This is a genomic window from Clostridium folliculivorans, from assembly GCF_024341905.1.
Taxonomy (GTDB): Bacteria; Bacillota; Clostridia; order Clostridiales; family Clostridiaceae; genus Clostridium_AR; species Clostridium_AR folliculivorans.
Map to the genome: position 1 here is coordinate 490,641 of NZ_BQXY01000003.1, position 18,538 is coordinate 509,178.

Annotated in this window: 20 protein-coding genes; 4 read left to right on the forward strand and 16 right to left on the reverse strand. The window is 31.9% G+C overall.

The window, feature by feature from the left end; translation table 11 throughout:
* Window positions 1–573: 573 nt before the first annotated feature.
* The 3 genes from OCU55_RS12460 to OCU55_RS12470 all read right to left on the reverse strand — a co-directional run bounded on the left by OCU55_RS12460 (window position 574) and on the right by OCU55_RS12470 (window position 4,018).
* Window positions 574–1,554, reverse strand: coding sequence for a rhomboid family intramembrane serine protease (locus tag OCU55_RS12460; RefSeq protein WP_261852635.1), 981 nt, complete (start codon window positions 1,552–1,554; stop codon window positions 574–576).
* A 132-nt stretch (window positions 1,555–1,686) separates the two neighbouring features.
* Window positions 1,687–3,486 (reverse strand): oligoendopeptidase F, encoded by a 1,800-nt coding sequence (gene pepF / locus OCU55_RS12465; protein ID WP_261852636.1) that lies wholly within the window; start codon window positions 3,484–3,486, stop codon window positions 1,687–1,689.
* 133 nt (window positions 3,487–3,619) lie between these two features.
* A complete protein-coding gene (locus tag OCU55_RS12470) occupies window positions 3,620–4,018 on the reverse strand; it encodes a DUF6762 family protein (protein WP_261852637.1) in 399 nt (132 codons plus the stop codon).
* A 759-nt stretch (window positions 4,019–4,777) separates the two neighbouring features.
* Here OCU55_RS12470 and OCU55_RS12475 point away from each other — a divergent pair.
* From OCU55_RS12475 to OCU55_RS12490, 4 genes are all read left to right on the forward strand, one after another.
* Window positions 4,778–5,164 (forward strand): hypothetical protein, encoded by a 387-nt coding sequence (locus tag OCU55_RS12475; RefSeq protein ID WP_261852638.1) that lies wholly within the window; start codon window positions 4,778–4,780, stop codon window positions 5,162–5,164.
* A gap of 99 nt (window positions 5,165–5,263) precedes the next feature.
* Window positions 5,264–5,944, forward strand: coding sequence for a metal ABC transporter ATP-binding protein (locus tag OCU55_RS12480; protein ID WP_261852639.1), 681 nt, complete (start codon window positions 5,264–5,266; stop codon window positions 5,942–5,944).
* Window position 5,945: 1 nt separating this feature from the next.
* Window positions 5,946–6,734, forward strand: coding sequence for a metal ABC transporter permease (locus OCU55_RS12485; RefSeq protein ID WP_261852640.1), 789 nt, complete (start codon window positions 5,946–5,948; stop codon window positions 6,732–6,734).
* 21 nt (window positions 6,735–6,755) lie between these two features.
* Complete coding sequence (locus OCU55_RS12490) at window positions 6,756–7,736, forward strand: biotin--[acetyl-CoA-carboxylase] ligase (protein ID WP_261852641.1); 981 nt, start codon at window positions 6,756–6,758, stop codon at window positions 7,734–7,736.
* 229 nt (window positions 7,737–7,965) lie between these two features.
* On the opposite strand, the gene OCU55_RS12495 is transcribed toward OCU55_RS12490, so the two are convergent.
* The 13 genes from OCU55_RS12495 to OCU55_RS12555 all read right to left on the reverse strand — a co-directional run bounded on the left by OCU55_RS12495 (window position 7,966) and on the right by OCU55_RS12555 (window position 18,476).
* On the reverse strand, window positions 7,966–8,775 hold the full coding sequence (locus tag OCU55_RS12495; protein WP_261852642.1) for an acetyl-CoA carboxylase carboxyltransferase subunit alpha: 810 nt from the start codon (window positions 8,773–8,775) through the stop codon (window positions 7,966–7,968).
* Window positions 8,776–8,787: 12 nt separating this feature from the next.
* Window positions 8,788–9,651 (reverse strand): acetyl-CoA carboxylase, carboxyltransferase subunit beta, encoded by an 864-nt coding sequence (gene accD / locus OCU55_RS12500; protein ID WP_261852643.1) that lies wholly within the window; start codon window positions 9,649–9,651, stop codon window positions 8,788–8,790.
* A 13-nt stretch (window positions 9,652–9,664) separates the two neighbouring features.
* Entirely contained in the window at window positions 9,665–11,008 is a 1,344-nt protein-coding gene (locus OCU55_RS12505) for an acetyl-CoA carboxylase biotin carboxylase subunit (RefSeq protein WP_261852644.1), read from the reverse strand.
* A gap of 21 nt (window positions 11,009–11,029) precedes the next feature.
* Window positions 11,030–11,455, reverse strand: a complete 426-nt coding sequence (gene fabZ, locus OCU55_RS12510) for a 3-hydroxyacyl-ACP dehydratase FabZ (RefSeq protein ID WP_261852645.1) — start codon at window positions 11,453–11,455, stop codon at window positions 11,030–11,032.
* A gap of 15 nt (window positions 11,456–11,470) precedes the next feature.
* Window positions 11,471–11,932, reverse strand: a complete 462-nt coding sequence (gene accB / locus OCU55_RS12515; RefSeq protein WP_261852646.1) for an acetyl-CoA carboxylase biotin carboxyl carrier protein — start codon at window positions 11,930–11,932, stop codon at window positions 11,471–11,473.
* A 6-nt stretch (window positions 11,933–11,938) separates the two neighbouring features.
* Complete coding sequence (gene fabF, locus OCU55_RS12520) at window positions 11,939–13,180, reverse strand: beta-ketoacyl-ACP synthase II (protein WP_261852757.1); 1,242 nt, start codon at window positions 13,178–13,180, stop codon at window positions 11,939–11,941.
* A 13-nt stretch (window positions 13,181–13,193) separates the two neighbouring features.
* Window positions 13,194–13,928 (reverse strand): 3-oxoacyl-[acyl-carrier-protein] reductase, encoded by a 735-nt coding sequence (gene fabG, locus OCU55_RS12525; RefSeq protein ID WP_261852647.1) that lies wholly within the window; start codon window positions 13,926–13,928, stop codon window positions 13,194–13,196.
* A gap of 17 nt (window positions 13,929–13,945) precedes the next feature.
* Entirely contained in the window at window positions 13,946–14,887 is a 942-nt protein-coding gene (gene fabD / locus OCU55_RS12530) for an ACP S-malonyltransferase (protein WP_261852648.1), read from the reverse strand.
* A 6-nt stretch (window positions 14,888–14,893) separates the two neighbouring features.
* Window positions 14,894–15,826 carry an enoyl-[acyl-carrier-protein] reductase FabK gene (gene fabK / locus OCU55_RS12535; protein ID WP_261852649.1) on the reverse strand — a complete coding sequence of 311 codons (933 nt, stop codon included), beginning with the start codon at window positions 15,824–15,826 and terminating at the stop codon, window positions 14,894–14,896.
* A 16-nt stretch (window positions 15,827–15,842) separates the two neighbouring features.
* Window positions 15,843–16,064, reverse strand: a complete 222-nt coding sequence (gene acpP / locus OCU55_RS12540) for an acyl carrier protein (protein WP_261852650.1) — start codon at window positions 16,062–16,064, stop codon at window positions 15,843–15,845.
* A 201-nt stretch (window positions 16,065–16,265) separates the two neighbouring features.
* On the reverse strand, window positions 16,266–17,243 hold the full coding sequence (locus OCU55_RS12545) for a beta-ketoacyl-ACP synthase III (RefSeq protein WP_261852651.1): 978 nt from the start codon (window positions 17,241–17,243) through the stop codon (window positions 16,266–16,268).
* 2 nt (window positions 17,244–17,245) lie between these two features.
* On the reverse strand, window positions 17,246–17,713 hold the full coding sequence (locus OCU55_RS12550) for a MarR family winged helix-turn-helix transcriptional regulator (protein ID WP_261852652.1): 468 nt from the start codon (window positions 17,711–17,713) through the stop codon (window positions 17,246–17,248).
* Window positions 17,714–18,062: 349 nt separating this feature from the next.
* Window positions 18,063–18,476, reverse strand: coding sequence for a Fur family transcriptional regulator (locus OCU55_RS12555; protein ID WP_261852653.1), 414 nt, complete (start codon window positions 18,474–18,476; stop codon window positions 18,063–18,065).
* Window positions 18,477–18,538: the final 62 nt, after the last annotated feature.

Here is an 18,538-nt window from a genome sequence, read left to right on the forward strand (position 1 = left end):
ATTATACTAGGTCTAATTTAATATAATTATATATAGATAAACCAGTTCCAAATAGAATCTATATTGATAATCCTATTAACACTAATAGTTAATATAAATATTACTTGGTTTTGTTACATAGAAATGGATTATCTATTCCGCTGAACTGATAAACTACTTCAGTCATTAAACTCCAAATAAAGCTTTCGATGGTCCTACGAAGCTTTATTTGGATAGATTTTAAAATGAAGTAGTTTATCTATAGATGAACCACTTCGTAATAGAATTTATATTTTTAAATTCTCTCACCTGAACCCGTGAGAGTTTTAAAAATAGATTTCGGATCGAAGTAGTTCATCCTTAGTAGTTCATTTTAATAAATACTTTAGAACTTTTTAATTACTTTATTTTATTCCTAAGAAGCAAAAAGACTCTCGATTGTGTATCGGGAGTCTTTTTGTTTAATTAAGACTATGTTTAAGAATATTGTTAAAATTAAGTGGTTATGCAGGAGATGCTATATAGCTAGCTATTAGAATTAAAAAAGAGATTTTTAATTATTAGCTTGTTCTAATTTATTTTACTTTAAATACTCTATACTTGTTGCTGTCTGAATCTCTTGTTATCGTATAGTAGGAAAGATATAACTATACCACCAAGCAGTCCTCCAAAATGTGCAAAGTTATCTATATTACGTGAAGAAAGTCCTATTATTATATTCATTCCTATAACTGTAGCTATTTCAGTTAAAAAACTTTTTCCTATCCTGTTTCTCTCTTTCAATCCAAAAACTACAGCCGCACCGAATAGACCAAAAATTGCTCCTGATGCACCAACAGAAACATAAGGTGAAAAAATATAACTTGTTGTGGTTGATAAAATTCCTGATAAAAAGTATATCAGTAAATATTTCCACTTACCGTATATATTCTCTATTAGATTTCCTAGCGAATATAACGCATACATATTAAATGCTATATGAATTATACCTCCGTGTAAAAACATTGCAGTTATGAGTCTATAATATTGACCTGCTTGAATTAATTCATTTTGTTTTGCACCAAAGTATACAAGAACTGATGTATCTATATCACCAAAATTCCCAGAAACTAATGCAGTTATCAAAAATACTACTACATTTATTACAATAAGAGCAAATGTTATCTTTGATTTACCCTCTAAAGATATCTTCTTTGTTGCTCTTCCTGTCATATCCTTTATGCAATTATATACAAACTCTCCATTTCGCTCATATTGTGTAACACTGTTACTTCTTATGTCATAAATAACTCTCGAATAAAACAATTGATTTTCTGTTCCACTATAGTTACCTTCGGTAATGACTACATTAACTAAAGCAAATTCTTGACCTTTTTCTCTAAGATAATAGCCCGCATATTCTGCTGATACCGTTTCGTTTTTTTCTTCTGAAACAATTACTGCATAAACTCCGCCCTCTATTTCTCTTAAAGCAATCCATCTTTTTTCATCTAATGGATTACAGTAGTATTCTTCTATAAAGAACCCTTGTTCCTTTACCAAAAACTGTAGTATTGAATTTTCATTTACTTTCATAAAACTTCTCCATATTTATTATTTATAAAAAGGACTGCCAAAGCAATCCTTTTTTACTGTATAAGGAAGATATAAATTTCTCAAAACAGATTCGCTAAAGAAGGTCACTTTAGCGGCTTTTTATAGCAAGTTCTATATTAGCTCATCAAGCATATCTAGAAGTTCATTAAATCTATTTATTGTAGCTTCAAGTGGTGCTGAAGTTGTCATATCAACTCCGGCCTTCTTAAGAACATTTATTGGATAATCAGAACCTCCAGACTTTAAGAATCCTTTATATTTTTCTACAGCTTCTTCTCCGTTTTCTAGTATTGCCTTAGCGAAAGCAGAGGCAGCCGCGTAACCAGTGGCATACTGATATACATAGAAATCTCTATAAAAGTGTGGTATTCTTGACCATTCACTATCAATTTCTTCATCTACAACCATATCTGATCCAAAATATTTTGTATTAAGATCATGCCATATACCATTAAGTTCTTTAGGGCTCAAAGCTTCACCTTGTTCAATAAGCTCATGAGTTTTCAACTCAAATTCTGCAAACATTAGTTGTCTGAATACAGTAGCTCTTATTTGTTCTAATTCTTGGTTCACAAGATATAGTTTTCTTTTCTTATCTTGTTCCTTATCTATCAAATGATGTATAAGAATTATCTCATTAGTTGTAGATGCTACTTCAGCACAGAATAAGGTATAGTTTGAGTAAATGTATGGCTGATTTTTTGATGAATAATAAGTATGAATTGAGTGTCCCATCTCGTGTGCAAGTGTTGAAACATCATTTAGTGAGAAGTTATAGTTTAGAAGCACATATGGCATTGTATCATATGCTCCACTTGAATAAGCTCCTCCTCTCTTACCTTTGTTTTCAAAAACATCAATCCATCCGCTTTCTATTCCTTCTGAGAATATACCTAAATATTCTACTCCTAAAGGATTTAGCCCTTCTGTGACCATTTCTACTGCTTTATCATACTCAATATGTTCTTTTTCTATATCTACAACAGGAACATATAAATCATACATATGGATCTCATCCAATGCCAAAAGTTTTTTCTTTAAAGTAACATATCTATGTAAAGACTCTAAATTATCATTCATTGTCTTTACTGAATTTGTATATACTTCTAAAGGAATATCATTTGGGCTTAATGATGCCTCTAGTGAATTTGAGTACTTTCTTACTCTTGCATTAAAAATAAAATTCTTAATAGAGGATGTTAGCGAAGCAGAAAGAGTATTTTCTAAATTTTTATATTCTTTAAACAAAGCTTTAAAAGCTGCCTCTCTAACACTTCTATCCTTACTTCTTATGAACCCTGAGTAGTTCCCCTCTGTAAGCTCAACATCATTGCCATCTTCGTCTTTAATAACTGAAAACTTCATATCAGCATTAGTAAGCATGTTATGAATATTAGAAGGTGCATCTAAGCAATCTGATACTGACGCTAACAATTCTTCCATTTCTTTTGTAAGTATATGAGGTTTCTCTTTCAAAACACTCTTTAATAAGAAGTCATATACCTGTAATTCAGGATTTTCTTGTAAGAATCTTTCTATAGTACCATCTGGTAAGGCTAATATTTCTGGCTCAAAAAAAGCAACATAGCTTGCAAGTTCAGCAAAATAAGAATCTATCTTACTTCTTAGTATTTGAAATTCTGGATTAGACGTATCTTCATCAGCTCTTAAATGTGCATACACCATTAATTTCTCTGCTTTTCTGACTATCTTCTCATTAAGCTTCAGAAAAGTTTCTAATGCTTTACTATCACCTAATTTCCCTTCATACTCTCTTGTTTCAAGAGCTTCTTCTTTTAAGCTTTTAAAATCAGATTCCCATTGTTCTGTATTATTATATATCTTTTCAACTTTCCACTTGTATTTTAAGTCTATCTCTTCTCTTTTTTTAAGACTCTTTACTTCAGCCATTTCTCATTCTCCTCTCATTAATTCACATAAAAGTTACTACACATCATATAATTAACTTTTACCATTAAAGTTATTATAAAAATATATGTGATTTTATTTAACTACTTAACTATTTAAATATTTAACTATTTAACTATTTATATTCATCTTCCTTACCTTTAATATCTTCAAAAACCTTTTCTATTTTTTCTTTTATAATAGAGCATAATTCATTAATAACAGCTCTAGTCTCCTCATGCTCAGTATCATATGGGAATTTCACTACCCAAGTTGGATTATATTCTTCATCCTTTTCATCTATTTTGTAACCAAGCTCTTCAAAAGCTTCTATCTCAAAAAGATCGTAGATAGCCGAATACTCCCATTCCTCTACATCTCTCTTTGTGTCAAAATATAAACTTACTTCATTATCAATACAATACAATTTGGTAACATAAACAGCACCTTCATTTACTGAGTAGCTACCTAACTCACTCAATATATTTCCTGTTTCTTTATCTTTCTCTATAAGAACTAATGATGAAAAATCCATAATGCCCATCCTTTCAATATGTAAAAAATTATAAGTATATTATATTGTTATAATAACCATATTTTCAAGTATTCCTATACATTTTATTTAATTAATAGGCTATTTTTAAAAGTATTATTGAAATTAAATGGTTATAAAGGAGATGCTATATGAGCTAGCTATTAGAATTAAATGATTTTTTCAGATGGAATGGCTCTAAAAAATCGCTAATCGTTCTTTAATTAGTGATTTTTTTTACGCATCTGCTTTTTCTGAACGTATATGAAGAAATTCTAGCAGGCGATATATTTTTACTTTTTACTTTTTAATCAAATAGCCTTTCTATTTTATTAAATTTAATATATGAAAGATTTATAAAAAATATTGATTATTAAAAAGTAAAACTGTACTGTTCGAACGTAGTGAGTTTACAGTTTTAGCTATGGAATATGAGAAAATCATATTAATTCTTTGCGTTGGCTCATTAAAGCGTCGGATGTATAACCACTTAATTTCAACACGATGTTTTAACAACTCATAATAATAAATTCATATACTAGATTTATTTTATCCATAGCTTCTAGTATATATGAAATATTATTCAATAAGCTTTATTTATTTTACATTATTTGGTAATATATTTTTATTGCAGGTTTTTTACATTTTCGATCGAAGTGTTTCATCTTTAACAATATTATTAAAATTGTTAGGGGAATACGGAGATACTATATTATGGACAATCACTAAGAATAAAAAAATAAACATTTAAGGAGTCATCATATGGAAAGTATAATCACAATGAAAAATAAAAAAAGAGTAACTAATAAGTTTAGATTTGCAAGGGTAGCTTTAACTTCTGCCATAGTAATTGCTTTGATTTATTTGATAAACATAAATATGACTAATTCTAAATGTAAGGATCTTAATTATGCTACCAATCACTATATGACCACAGGATTACTTAACAAAAATAAAGTTCTTACCGTAAATGGAATGAAGCTCTTATTTTCTGATGATAATAAAGCTATAGTAGAAGTAGATGGTTTATATTACAAATCTCCACACATAAGAAAAAAATATCAACTTTCTCTATCTAAAACTAAAGGTAGCATGTGGAAATTAGACGATGTAAAGGATATTTCAACATTAACAGCTAAAAATAACTAGTTTTTATAAAACTAAATGTATTTATCTTGTCCTTTTGTTGCAAACCATTTGCATTTAGTTGTATAATAAACTTTAGATTATAAAACGGAGCTGATAAATTTGATAAAAGTTAAAGATTTATGTTTTTCATATACAGGTAAGGAACCTTATATATTAAATAACATTAACTTACATATTCCAAAAGGAGCCTTTGTCTCAGTAATAGGCCCTAATGGTAGTTCTAAAACTACCTTGGTTAAGTTAATGTTAAACCAATTATCTCCTAATAAAGGCAAAGTAGAACTTAATACAAGTAAAATAGGTTATGTTCCTCAAAAAGTTGATAGTTTCAACTCACAGTTTACGATCACAGTTAAAGAAGTCTTAGACTGTCATGCTAATGCTCTAAAGCTTAAGGATAAATCATCTATAAATAGAGCTCTTGACAAAGTTAACATGCTTCAGTATTGTAATAAACTTATCGGTGCCCTTTCAGGTGGACAGCAACAAAAGATTTTTATATCCAGAGCATTAATGGGAGAGCCTGATCTATTGTTTTTAGATGAATTGAGTACAGGAGTAGACCATTTATCTCAGAAAGAAATTTATGACTTAATAAGAAAGCTTAATCAACAACATAAAATAACTGTAATTTCTGTAGAACATAACTTAAGAATGGCAATAGATTACTCTACACACATACTTGAGCTTTATGAAGGTTCCGCCACACTATATGATGTAGATCAATATAAAAAGATAATCAATGAGAATAGAATTTACTTAGATAGGAAGGTAGAATAGTATGTTTGAACTTGAGTTTATGAGGAATGCCTTTCTTGCAGGATTTATTATATCACTATTATGTCCTTGTATAGGTTTATTCTTAGTTTTAAAAAGATACTCTATGATTGGAGATACGTTATCACATTCATCCTTCGCTGGAGTAGCAATCGGATTAGTTTTTGGTTTTAACCCAATAATTACAGCATTTATTTTTACATCCATATGTGCCATTGTTATAGAATTACTAAGAGATTACTTTAAAAAGTATGCTGAACTTGTAATGTCTATAATCTTAACATTAAGTTTAGGTATAGCAATAGTATTGATAAGTAGTGGAAAAGCCAGTGCCAAAGTTAATAGCTATCTCTTTGGAAGTATTTTGACTGTTTCAAAAGATGACTTGTATCTTATAAGCATTATAGGATTGATATGTTTTGTAACAATAGCACTACTTTATAAAAAATTAATATATACAACCTTTGATGAAGAAGGTGCAAAAGTATCTGGAATCAATGTAAAATTGGTCAACTATATTTTTACATTAATTGTAGGTGCAACCATATCTGTTTCTATAAGAGTTATGGGAATACTGGTTATATCGTCCATAATCGTAGTTCCTGTGGCTACTGCTATGCAGATGAAGAAGGGGTTTTCAGTTACTTTAATCCTCTCAATGATTTTTGGAGTTATAGATATTTTAGTGGGGCTTATAACATCCTATTATTTCAATTCTGCTCCAGGTGGTACTATAGCCTTAACTTCAGTAGCTTTATTAATAGTAGTACTTATACTCTTTAAAAAAGAATGATTTTTAGGATAAAGGTGTTTTATGAAGGAAAAAATTTTAGAAATACTAAAGGAAAGTAAAAATTTCGTATCTGGAGAAACTATATGCAAAGAATTTGGAATAACAAGATCTGCAGTATGGAAATACATAAAATCTTTGAAGGAAGATGGGTACAATATAGAATCTTACCCTAAAAAAGGTTATAAGCTTGTATTCTCTCCGGATTATTTGAATAAATCAGAGCTAAAGCCTTATTTAAATAACAGTAACTTTGTTAAAGATATCTTGTATTTTGACTCAATAAACTCTACCAATACCTATAGCAAAAAAATAGCTAACGAAGCAAGCAATGGTACTGTTGTTATTGCTGAAGAACAAACTTTAGGCAAAGGTCGTTTTGATAGAACATGGATATCCCCTAAATATAAAGGCATATGGTTTTCAGTGATATTAAAGCCAGACATTGATCCAATCCTGGTTACTAGAATAACTCAAATTGCTGCAGCATCAGTACATTTAGCAACGCTTAAACACGGGTTTAAAACCATGATAAAATGGCCAAATGATATAATACTTAACAATAAAAAACTTGGTGGAATTTTAATTGAGATGAGTTGTGAACTATCTCAAATTAATTATATAGTAATTGGCATGGGAATAAATGTTAACCTGGAACCATCAGATTTTCCTGAGGAAGTTAAGGACAAAGCCACTTCACTTAGGATAGAAGGTTCTAAAGTAGTTGATAGAAAAATCCTTTTAGCCGATATCCTTAATAATTTTGAAGAACTTTACAAAGAATTCCTAATAAACGGTTCTATACAAACCGCTTTAGAAATATGTAAATTAAACTCGTCAGTTTTAGGAAAAGATATAAAGATAATACATAGAGGAAATGAAACTTTCGCGAAAGCAGTAGATCTAAATGAAGATGGGAACCTTATTGTTTCCTATGAAGATGGTAGTATAAAACCTCTTTATTCTGGAGAAGTCTCAATAAGAGGATTAGATGGGTATGTTTAAAATCCAAAGGGCTCACTTTGAGTCTCTTTGGATTTTTTTACTGTATAGGAAAATATAAAATTTTCAAGTTAGCTAAATATACATATTTCAATAGTGTTAGAAGTTTCTTATGGCTATACAGTAAAAAATATAACTTATTCCCCTGCCAAATCTTCCTCATATACATCTGAAAATGCAGATGCGCAAAAAAATCACTAATGAAAAATACATTAGAGATTTTTTATGCCTATTATATATAATCAAACTCACCATATTTTCTAAATCTTCTATATCTAAACTCTAGCAATTCTTCTTTTGTTTTTTCTTTTAGAACTTTAAGTTCTTTTACTAGGTTTTCCTTTATGCTTATACTTACAAAATCCACATCTTTTTGAGCCCCACCAACAGGTTCTTTTATTATCTTATCGATGACACCCATTTTATATAGATCCAAAGACGTTATCTTCATAACTTCAGCAGCCTCTTTAGCTCTTTTTGAATCCTTCCATAATATAGACGCAAAACCTTCTGGTGAAAGAATTGAATATATTGAGTTTTCAAGCATCCATACTCTATCTGCTAAAGCTAAAGCAAGTGCACCACCGCTTCCACCTTCACCTATTATTATAGATATCATAGGAACATTCATGCCGGCCATTTCCATAAGGTTTTTTGCAATTGCTTCGCCTTGGCCTCTTTCCTCTGCTCCTACACCACAGAAAGCTCCTTTTGTGTCTACAAGACATATTATAGGTCTATTGAACTTTTCAGCCAATTTCATATGTCTTAAAGCTTTTCTGTATCCTTCTGGGTTTGGGCTTCCAAAGTTTCTTTCTATATTTTCCTTAATATCTCTTCCTCTTTGAATGCCAATTATAGTAACCGGTTCATTATCTAACAATCCTATACCACTAACTATAGACTTATCATCTCCAAAGGATCTATCTCCATGAAGCTCAACAAAAGAAGTAAATATTCTATCAATATAATCTAAAGCAGTTGGTCTATCAGCCATACGTGCTATCATTAATCTTTCCCATGCACTTAATACTTCACTCATAAAGTCACATCCTTATTTACATCCATGAAGCGAAAGAAGTACTGACAAGTTTTCTTTCATTTCTTCTCTCTTCACTATTTTATCAACAAAACCATGTTCTAATAAAAACTCAGAAGTTTGAAACTCATCTGGAAGCTTTTGTTTTATAGTCTGTTCTATTACTCTTCTTCCCGCAAAACCTATAAGGGCTTTAGGTTCGGCCAAAATTATATCACCTAGACTGGCAAAAGATGCTGTAACTCCACCAGTTGTTGGATCTGTAATAACTGATATATATAATAAACCTGCCTCATCATGTCGCTTTAAAGCAGCACTTGTTTTCGCCATTTGCATTAGTGATAGGATACCTTCTTGCATTCTAGCTCCACCAGAACATGTAAAGATAATTACTGGTTCTTTTCTAGCTGTGGCAATTTCTATAGCTTGAGTTATTTTTTCTCCTACTACAGATCCCATACTACCCATCATAAAATTACTATCCATAACAGCTAATACTACATTTTTACCGTTAACCTTACCAAGACCAGTAGTTACTCCATCAGTGATACCTGATTTTTCTTGACTTTCAATAAGCTTATCTTTGTATCCAGGGAAATTTAATGGATTTTTAGCTATCATTCCATAATTAAATTCCTTAAAAGTTCCCTTATCAATTATTGATGCAATTCTCTCATCTGCAGACATTCTAAAATATCCACCGCAGTTAGTGCAGATTTTATGATTTTCATCTATTTCTTTCTTGTATATAATCTTTCCACAGGAGTTACATTTAACCCACATTCCATCCGGAATTGCAGGTTGATTCTCCTCCTCTGCCTTACTTGTTTCTACATTCATAGGAACAGTAAAATATTTTTTCTTTTTAAACAATCCCATAAGCTTTCACCTATTATTTTATTATTTCCTTATTTATAAATCCGGTATCAAATTTTCCATCTATAAATTTCGGATGATTCAATATTTCTAATTGAAAGTCTATATTATTATCAATACCATCTATAGTGAATTCCCACAAGGCTCTTTTCATCTTTTCTATAGCTTCTTCTCTAGTTTTGCCGAAAACTATTAGTTTGGCTATCATAGAATCATAATGGGGTGGAATTACATATCCATTATACACTGCACTGTCAATCCTTACACCATTTCCTCCTGGCATGAAAAGAAATTCTATCTTTCCTGGTGAAGGTGCAAAGTTTCTATGTGGATTTTCTGCATTTATTCTACACTCAATAGCATGACCTCTTATCTCTAAGCTCTCTTGAGTAATTGAAAGTTTTTCTCCTGCTGCTATCTTAATCTGCTCTTTTACTAAATCAATACCTGTAACCATCTCAGTGACTGGATGTTCAACCTGTATTCTAGTGTTCATTTCCATAAAGTAGAACCTTCCGTTCTTATCAAGAAGGAACTCTATAGTTCCAGCATTTTTATAGTCCACAGCTTTTGCAGCTTTTACTGCAGCATTTCCCATTCTATCTCTCAAATCTTTGTCTAAAACAACAGAAGGAGCTTCTTCTAAAACCTTTTGGTTTCTTCTTTGAAGTGAACAATCTCTTTCACCTAAGTGAATGATATTTCCGTGCTCATCACCTAATATCTGAAATTCTATATGTCTAGGATTTTCTATGAACTTTTCCATATAGATCCTGTCATCTCCAAAGTTTACTTTCGCTTCACTTTTAGCTGTTTCATAGGCCTTATCTAATTCTTCCCTTTTATGAACAATTCTAATACCTTTTCCGCCGCCACCAGCAGAAGCTTTTACCATAACAGGATATCCTATGTTCTCAGCACTATTATAAGCCTCTTCTAAAGTTTCTATTATACCTTCTGTTCCAGGAACTACTGGAACCCCAGCATCTATCATTACTTCTCTTGCTTTTGATTTGTCTCCCATCATTTCAATAGTACTTGGTGATGGTCCGATAAACTTAATATTACATTCTTCACACATTCTTGCGAATACTGAGTTTTCTGATAAAAATCCGAATCCTGGATGAATAGCTTGCGCTCCTGTAAGTACTGCTGCACTTATTATGTTGCCCATATTCAAATAGCTATCCTTAGATTTAGCAGGTCCTATACAAACTGCTTCATCAGCAACTTGTGCATGCAAGGAATCTCTATCTGCTTCTGAGTAAACAGCAACAGTCTCTATTCCCATTTCTCTGCATGCTCTTATTATTCTTACTGCTATTTCTCCTCTATTGGCTATAAGTATCTTTCTTATCATTTAATCACCTCAATTAAGGAATTAGTCTCCTATAGCGAACATAAACTCGCCTTCAACAGCTTTTTCATCGCCTACATATGCTATGCCTTTTCCTATACCTGCTGGGCCTTTTGCTTTAATTATCTCAACTTCCAGTCTTAAAGTATCTCCAGGAACTACCTGTCTTCTAAATTTAACTTTATCTATACGCCCAAAGAAAGCTATCTTACCTTTATTTTCTTCTAATGAAAGTAATGCTACAGCTCCCGTTTGTGCCAAAGCTTCTACTATTAAAACACCTGGCATTACTGGATGACCTGGAAAATGGCCTTGAAAGAAGTTTTCATTTGCAGTCACATTTTTTATTGCTACAGCTCTCTTTCCTTCTTCAAGTTCTAAAACTCTATCTATCAATAGAAATGGATATCTATGTGGAATTATTTCTTGTATTTGATTTATATCTAACATAAAAATCAGCTCCTATTATTTAATTCTAAACATCTTCTGGCCATATTCTACCATCTGTTCGTTAGAAACTAGTACTTCAACAATTTCTCCATCAACTTCACTTTGTATTTCGTTCATAATCTTCATAGCTTCTATGATACAAAGTACATCGCCTTTTTTAACTTTATCTCCAACCTTTACAAAAGCTGGTTTCTCACTGCCTGCTGAAGCGTAAAAAGTTCCTACTATTGGAGAATTTACGTACGTTCCACCTTTAACTTCTACTTCTTCAACAACCTTTTCTGTCTTGCTTTCTGATATATATTCTAATTTGCTAGCTTCAACAGCTTTTATTTCCTTTGTTGTAGTTGTTTTTGGAGCACTCTCATTATTGTTTTTACTCATTTTAAGAGAAACTCCGTCAAACTCCATTTCGAAATTTGTAAGATCAGAAGAATTGATTATTCCAATCAATTCTTTAATTGAAGCATAATCCATAAAACATTACCTCTCAGTCCATTTTTTAAATAGAAGTACAGCATTATGACCACCAAATCCTAAAGAATTTGAAAGTACATAATTAACTTCTTGATTTCTTCCTACATTCACGACATAATCTAAATCACAGTCTTCATCAACATTTTCATAACCAATTGTAGCTGGTATATAGTTTTCTTCTACAGCTTTAATTGCAACTATAGCTTCTATTCCTCCAGCTGCTCCTAAAAGGTGGCCAGTCATTGATTTTGTTGAACTAACTGGTACTTTGTAAGCTTGCTCTCCAAATAGTCTTTTTATAGCTACTGTCTCAAATTTGTCATTGTATGGAGTACTTGTTCCATGGGCATTTATATAACTTACTTCTTCTTTAGCTATATTCCCCTCTGTAATAGCAAGTTCCATAGCTCTAGCAGCACCTTCACCTTCAGGCGATGGTGAAGTCATATGATAAGCATCACAAGTGCTTCCATATCCAACTACTTCTCCATATATCTTTGCTCCTCTTGCTAGTGCGTGATCTAATTCTTCAAGAATCAGTATTCCAGCACCCTCTCCCATAACAAAGCCTTCTCTATCTTTATCAAAAGGAATAGAAGCTCTCTTAGGGTTCTCATTTTTTGACAAAGCATTCATAGAAGCAAATCCTGCTATACCAAGAGGTGTTATAGAAGCTTCAGCACCACCTGCTATCATTATATCACTATATCCAAATTTTATGTTTCTAAAAGCTTCACCTATAGAATTTGTAGCACTTGCACAAGCAGTTATTACTGAAGTACATATTCCTTTTGCACCAAATCTTATCGCTATATTACCTGCAGCCATGTTTGATATTGACATAGGTATAAAAAATGGTGAAACTCTTGTAGGTCCTTTTTCATGAAGTTTTATAGTTTGTTCTTCTATAGTCGCAAGACCACCTATACCTGAACCAACGATAACCCCTAATCTTTCTTTATTAACTTTATCAAGATCCAATTTTGAATTTTCTACAGCTTGTTGTGCTGCAGCTAATGCAAATTGGCAGTACCTATCCATTCTTCTAACTTCTTTTCTGTCTATATATTCTTCAGGTTTAAAATCTTTTACCTCTGCAGCAAGTTTTACTTTTTGTTCAGTAGTATCAAAAGCTTTTATTTCGTTAACTCCACAAACGCCTTCTTTAATACCATTCCAAAAAGAGTCAACACTATTTCCTAAAGGAGTTATTGCTCCCATTCCCGTTACTACAACTCTTCTTCCCATCATTCCACCATCCTTACATAACCATTCCGCCATCAACATTTATAACCTGGCCAGTAATATAATTTGATAAATCACTTGCTAAAAATCCTACAAGATTAGCAACATCTTCAGTAGTTCCTAATTTTTTTAAAGGAATTGTATTTAATGTAGCTTCCTTCACTTTATCTGATAATGCTCCTGTCATATCTGTTTCTATAAAACCTGGTGCTACTGCATTACAAGTTATACCTCTAGAAGCAAGTTCTCTAGCTACAGATTTGGTAAGCCCTATAACCCCTGCTTTTGATGCGGCATAATTTGCTTGACCTGCATTTCCAGTAATACCTACTACAGAAGTCAAGTTTACTATCTTACCACTTCTTTGCTTCATCATTATTGATGATGCTGATCTTATTGTATTGAATGTACCTTTTAGATTTGTGTTTATAACACTATCAAAATCTTGGTCTTTCATTCTCATTATTAGTCCATCTTTAGTTATTCCTGCATTATTAACAAGTATATCTACAGAACCAAACTCAGCGAATGCTGTCTTTATAAGTTTATCAGCGTCTTCACTGTTAGATATATCACATTGCACGCCTATAGCATTTACACCAAATGCTTTTATCTCAGTTAAAACTTCATCTATAGAGCTGCTTCTATAGTTAACTACTATATTAGCTCCCATTTCAGCAAGCTTAATAGCAATAGCTTTTCCTATTCCTCTACTTCCTCCAGTAATTACTGCAGTTTTTCCCTTTAACATGAATTCACACCTTCCTATTAATTTAACTTGCTTAATCCTTCTATAGTTTTATCTAAAGATTTAATGTCTTCAACATTAAATATATTTACATTTCTGCTTATCTTCCTAACAAAACCGCTAAGAGCACGACCTGGTCCAACTTCTATAAAAGTATCTACACCGTCATTTATCATAAGTTTTATAGAATCTTCCCATTTTACTGAACTCATGACTTGTTTAACTAGTAAAGGCTTTACATCCGTGGTTGAGTTTACATATTCAGCAGTAACGTTACTAATAAGCGGAATACTTAATTCATTTAATTCTATTTTATCCAATTCTCCAAATAATCTTTCACTTGCTGGTTTCATCATCGATGTATGAAATGGACCACTAACAGTTAATGGAATAACTCTTTTTGCTCCTCTTTCAGATAGTAAAGTGCCGCACTTTTCAACAGCATCCTTTTCACCGGCAATAACTATTTGGTCTGGGCAGTTATAATTAGCCACTTCAACTACACCAACCTCTTTGCATTCGTTAACACATGAATTAAGAACATCTTTATCCATACCAAGTACTGCTGACATAGCCCCTACACCTAGAGGTACAGCTTCCTGCATAAAGAATCCTCTTTTCTTAACTAAAGTTACTGCATCATTAAAGCTAATAGTTCCCGCCGCAACATGGGCTGAGTATTCACCTAAGCTAAGTCCAGCAACTACATCAAAACTTATTCCTTTTTCTTGTATAACTTTAAGAGCAGCAATAGATGTAGTTAAAATAGCAGGTTGAGTATTTTCAGTTTTATTTAATTCTGTATCTGGGCCTTCAAAGCACATAGACTTAAGTGAAAATCCTAAGGCTTCATCAGCTTCATTAAATATCTTTTTTGCAACCTCATAATTATCATATAATTCTTTTCCCATTCCAACGTATTGTGCACCCTGGCCGGAAAATAATAACGCTATCTTCATCATATCCTCCTAGTTAAACTTCGCTATAAGTTCATCATATTTATCAAACATTTCTTTTATGATTTCTTCACAACTTTGTTCTTTTGATATCATACCAGCTATTTGTCCTGCCATGAATGAACCTTCATCAGGATTTCCTTCAACAACAGCTTTAGCTAGAGCACCACGTCCTAGTTCATCATATGCTTCAGTTGGAGCATTTTCTTTTTCTAAAGCTTCAAACTTTTTAGCAAGCTTATTCTTGATTACTTGAACTGGATGTCCTGTAGCTCTTCCAGTAACCATTGTATCAATATCCTTAGCTTTTATTACAATATCTTTATAGGTTTGGTGTATAGTGCATTCCTTAGCAACTAAAAATCTAGTACCGACTTGCACTCCTGTTGCACCTAGCATAAATGCAGCTGCAATTCCTCTTCCATCTCCAATTCCACCAGCAGCTATTACAGGAATATCTACTGCATCTACCACTTGAGGTACCAATGCCATAGTAGTAAGTTTACCTACATGACCACCAGATTCACAGCCTTCTGCAATAACAGCATCAGCTCCACATCTTTCCATTCTCTTCGCTAAAGCAACAGAAGGTACAACTGGAATAACTTTTATCCCATTACTCTTCCACATCTCAACATACTTTCCAGGATTACCAGCTCCAGTTGTTACAACTTTTACACCTTCTTCACAAACTACTCTAGCTAATTCATCTGCGTTGGGACTTAAAAGCATTATATTCACTCCGAATGGTTTATCTGTCAATGTTTTTGCTTTTCTTATTTGCTCTCTAACATATTCAACCGGTGCATTTGCTCCTGCAATTATTCCAAGACCCCCAGCATTTGATACAGCAGATGCCAATGAAGCATCTGCTACCCAAGCCATACCCCCTTGTAAAATAGGGTATTGTATATTTAGAAGTTCACAAATATCTGCCTTAATCATATTTTCCTCCTAAGGATTAAACTCTCTCTTCGATATAAGTAACTGCGTCTCCAACTGTCTTTATAGCTTCTACATCTTCTATTTTTACATTGAATTCTTCTTCTAAGTCCATGATTATTTGGAATAAATCTAAAGAATCAGCACCTAAATCTTCTTGAAATGTTGTTGCCAATGTTATTGCATCAGCATCTACTCCTAATTGTTCTACTATTACCTCTTTTATTTTTTCTAATACCATTATTTTTTCCTCCTAATAATTTCATAATTTATATTTATCCGGCTATCCATTAAAAATAAAGACACAACTTTTTAAAATCATCTTTTTACACTATCTACAAAGATGATTGCTTTATTTTACTTTTGTTGAGCCAGTAAAATTGGCAAACTTATTTTAAATTTAATATTAAAATTTCGCAACTTGTTTATTCTTAAGTTAATCCTACCATTGTAGGAATATAGACCCCCAAGTGAGTCCTCCACCAAACCCTACTAAAACCAACTTATCCCCTTGCTGAAGCAATCCATTTCTATTAGCCTCATCTAATGCTAAAGGTATCGAAGCTGCTGATGTGTTACCATACTTATTTAGATTTACATAAAACTTTTCTTTAGGTAAGTCTAATTTTTTAGCAGCAGCGTCAACGATTCTAAGATTAGCTTGGTGAGGGAATATTAACTTCACTTCATCTAACGCAGTTTCAGCTTTTGCCAACACTTCATTTACTGCTTGCGGTATCTTATTAACTGCAAATCTAAAGATTTCTTTACCATCCATATTTATATAGATTTCATCTTGTTGATTTTCATCTTTAATATATGGGTTCTTAGGGACAAATTCTCCGCATGTAAGTGAGCTTCTTCCTAATGTTCCGTCAGATCCTAATACAGAACTTATTATTCCCTTTTCTTCTGTTTTCTTAAGAACAACTGCACCAGCTCCATCTCCAAAAAGAACACAGGTACTTCTATCATTCCAGTTGACTATTCTAGAAAGAGTTTCTGCGCCTATTACTAGAGCATTAACTTCTTCACCTGCTCTCATAATTTTATCTGCTACAGATATAGCATAAATAAAGCCTGAACATGCTGCACTAACATCAAAAGCATATGCTTTTTTAGCTCCAATAATATCTTGAACTATGCATGCTGTTGATGGAGTAAAACTATCTGGGGTTGTTGTTGCTACTATTAGTAAATCTATATCCATAGGCGTAAGCCCTGCATTATTTATTGCATCTAATCCAGCTTTTGCAGCTAGTGCCGAAGTGTTTTCTCCTAAAGAAATTCTTCTTTCTCTTATTCCTGTTCTAGAACTAATCCATTGATCATCTGTTTCAACTATTTTAGATAAATCATCATTAGTAACTATATTGTTTGGTGCATAACTTCCTGTTGATATTATCTTTGTATAAATCATAACTACTCCTTGCTTTCTTTATTAAATAAATCATAAGTATTTCTACAAAACACATTTAATTTTTGTAGTGCATGAACCAGTACAGCTTCCTCTTCTTCAGATAAGTCTGTCACTGTTGCTTTTACCATCTCTAAATGAAACTTTTCATGAATTCTATAAAGCAACTTACCTTTCTTGGTAAGACTAATTTTAACTACTCTTCTATCTTCCTCAGATCTTACTCTCTCAACATAACCTTTCTTAACAAGATTATTTATTGCAATTGTCAGAGTACCAACTGTTATACTTAATTGTTTGGCTACTTCACTCATACTCTTTGAATCATAATAACCTATAGCCTCAACAGTATGAACTTCTGTGATAGACACATCATTGAATCTACCAGACTGCAATGCATATTCTTCTATATTTAAAATCTCATTAAAGATATCCACGAGAAGAGAATTGATAATACTATGAGTATTATTCATATTGCCTCCTAAATATATTTTGATAATCAAACTTTTTTATATTCAAAGTATATGGGAATTATTTATTTGAGTCAATAGATAGTTTTTCGCTATATATGCTTAAAATTAGATATTTAATCCATTTAATTAAAAATAGCTATGATTATTTCACTTTTATATAGTGAAAACAATCATAGCATTATATTATCCCCTATTTATTAGCAATTAATTCATAATCATGTAATTAATTTAACTATCATCAATCCAAAATGCAAATGTAAATATAATAAAGCTATATATATTCAGTGTTATTCCCTTCAACTGCAAACTAAAAATAAATTTTACAATTCACAATTTATTTACACTTATTTTAATCTTTATTTTTACATTGTTCACATATTCCTTTAAGTACTAACCTATGTTCTGTTAATACAAATCCTGTCTGATTCTTAAGCATTTCTTCGATTTGCTGCATTGGACATGGCACTTCTATCTCTTTATGACATTCAGAACACTCTATTTTATGCATATGTTTATTTTTTCTTATTGCAAAAGAGTATTTTCCATTACCTAAATCAAACTTTTCAATTATTTGTTTAGCTTCAAATACTTCTAAAGTCCTATATACTGTCGAAAGATTTATATCCATCCCTACTGCTTTGCATTTGTCATAAATATAATCTGCTGAAACACTAGAATCATTGTCTGAGAGAATTTTATATATGGCTATCCTACTCTTCGTAATCTTTATTCCTTTTTCACCTAGGTATTCGCCAACTCTCATATTTTGCTCCTAACATTTTTATTTCATTATAACATAAATTGAGTTGTTTTCAACATATTGAA

Coding starts and splice junctions, on each gene's coding strand:
- fabZ (WP_261852645.1), bottom strand. CDS start 11,455: ATGTTAGATATAAATCAAATACAAGAAATAATTCCACATAGATATCCA.
- OCU55_RS12475 (WP_261852638.1), top strand. CDS start 4,778: ATGGAAAGTATAATCACAATGAAAAATAAAAAAAGAGTAACTAATAAG.
- OCU55_RS12545 (WP_261852651.1), bottom strand. CDS start 17,243: ATGATTTATACAAAGATAATATCAACAGGAAGTTATGCACCAAACAAT.
- fabG (WP_261852647.1), bottom strand. CDS start 13,928: ATGTTAAAGGGAAAAACTGCAGTAATTACTGGAGGAAGTAGAGGAATA.
- OCU55_RS12490 (WP_261852641.1), top strand. CDS start 6,756: ATGAAGGAAAAAATTTTAGAAATACTAAAGGAAAGTAAAAATTTCGTA.
- OCU55_RS12495 (WP_261852642.1), bottom strand. CDS start 8,775: ATGAGTGAAGTATTAAGTGCATGGGAAAGATTAATGATAGCACGTATG.
- acpP (WP_261852650.1), bottom strand. CDS start 16,064: ATGGTATTAGAAAAAATAAAAGAGGTAATAGTAGAACAATTAGGAGTA.
- accD (WP_261852643.1), bottom strand. CDS start 9,651: ATGGGATTGTTTAAAAAGAAAAAATATTTTACTGTTCCTATGAATGTA.
- fabK (WP_261852649.1), bottom strand. CDS start 15,826: ATGATTAAGGCAGATATTTGTGAACTTCTAAATATACAATACCCTATT.
- OCU55_RS12470 (WP_261852637.1), bottom strand. CDS start 4,018: ATGGATTTTTCATCATTAGTTCTTATAGAGAAAGATAAAGAAACAGGA.
- OCU55_RS12555 (WP_261852653.1), bottom strand. CDS start 18,476: ATGAGAGTTGGCGAATACCTAGGTGAAAAAGGAATAAAGATTACGAAG.
- fabD (WP_261852648.1), bottom strand. CDS start 14,887: ATGATGAAGATAGCGTTATTATTTTCCGGCCAGGGTGCACAATACGTT.
- accB (WP_261852646.1), bottom strand. CDS start 11,932: ATGGATTATGCTTCAATTAAAGAATTGATTGGAATAATCAATTCTTCT.
- OCU55_RS12485 (WP_261852640.1), top strand. CDS start 5,946: ATGTTTGAACTTGAGTTTATGAGGAATGCCTTTCTTGCAGGATTTATT.
- OCU55_RS12460 (WP_261852635.1), bottom strand. CDS start 1,554: ATGAAAGTAAATGAAAATTCAATACTACAGTTTTTGGTAAAGGAACAA.
- OCU55_RS12550 (WP_261852652.1), bottom strand. CDS start 17,713: ATGAATAATACTCATAGTATTATCAATTCTCTTCTCGTGGATATCTTT.
- OCU55_RS12505 (WP_261852644.1), bottom strand. CDS start 11,008: ATGATAAGAAAGATACTTATAGCCAATAGAGGAGAAATAGCAGTAAGA.
- pepF (WP_261852636.1), bottom strand. CDS start 3,486: ATGGCTGAAGTAAAGAGTCTTAAAAAAAGAGAAGAGATAGACTTAAAA.
- fabF (WP_261852757.1), bottom strand. CDS start 13,180: ATGGGAAGAAGAGTTGTAGTAACGGGAATGGGAGCAATAACTCCTTTA.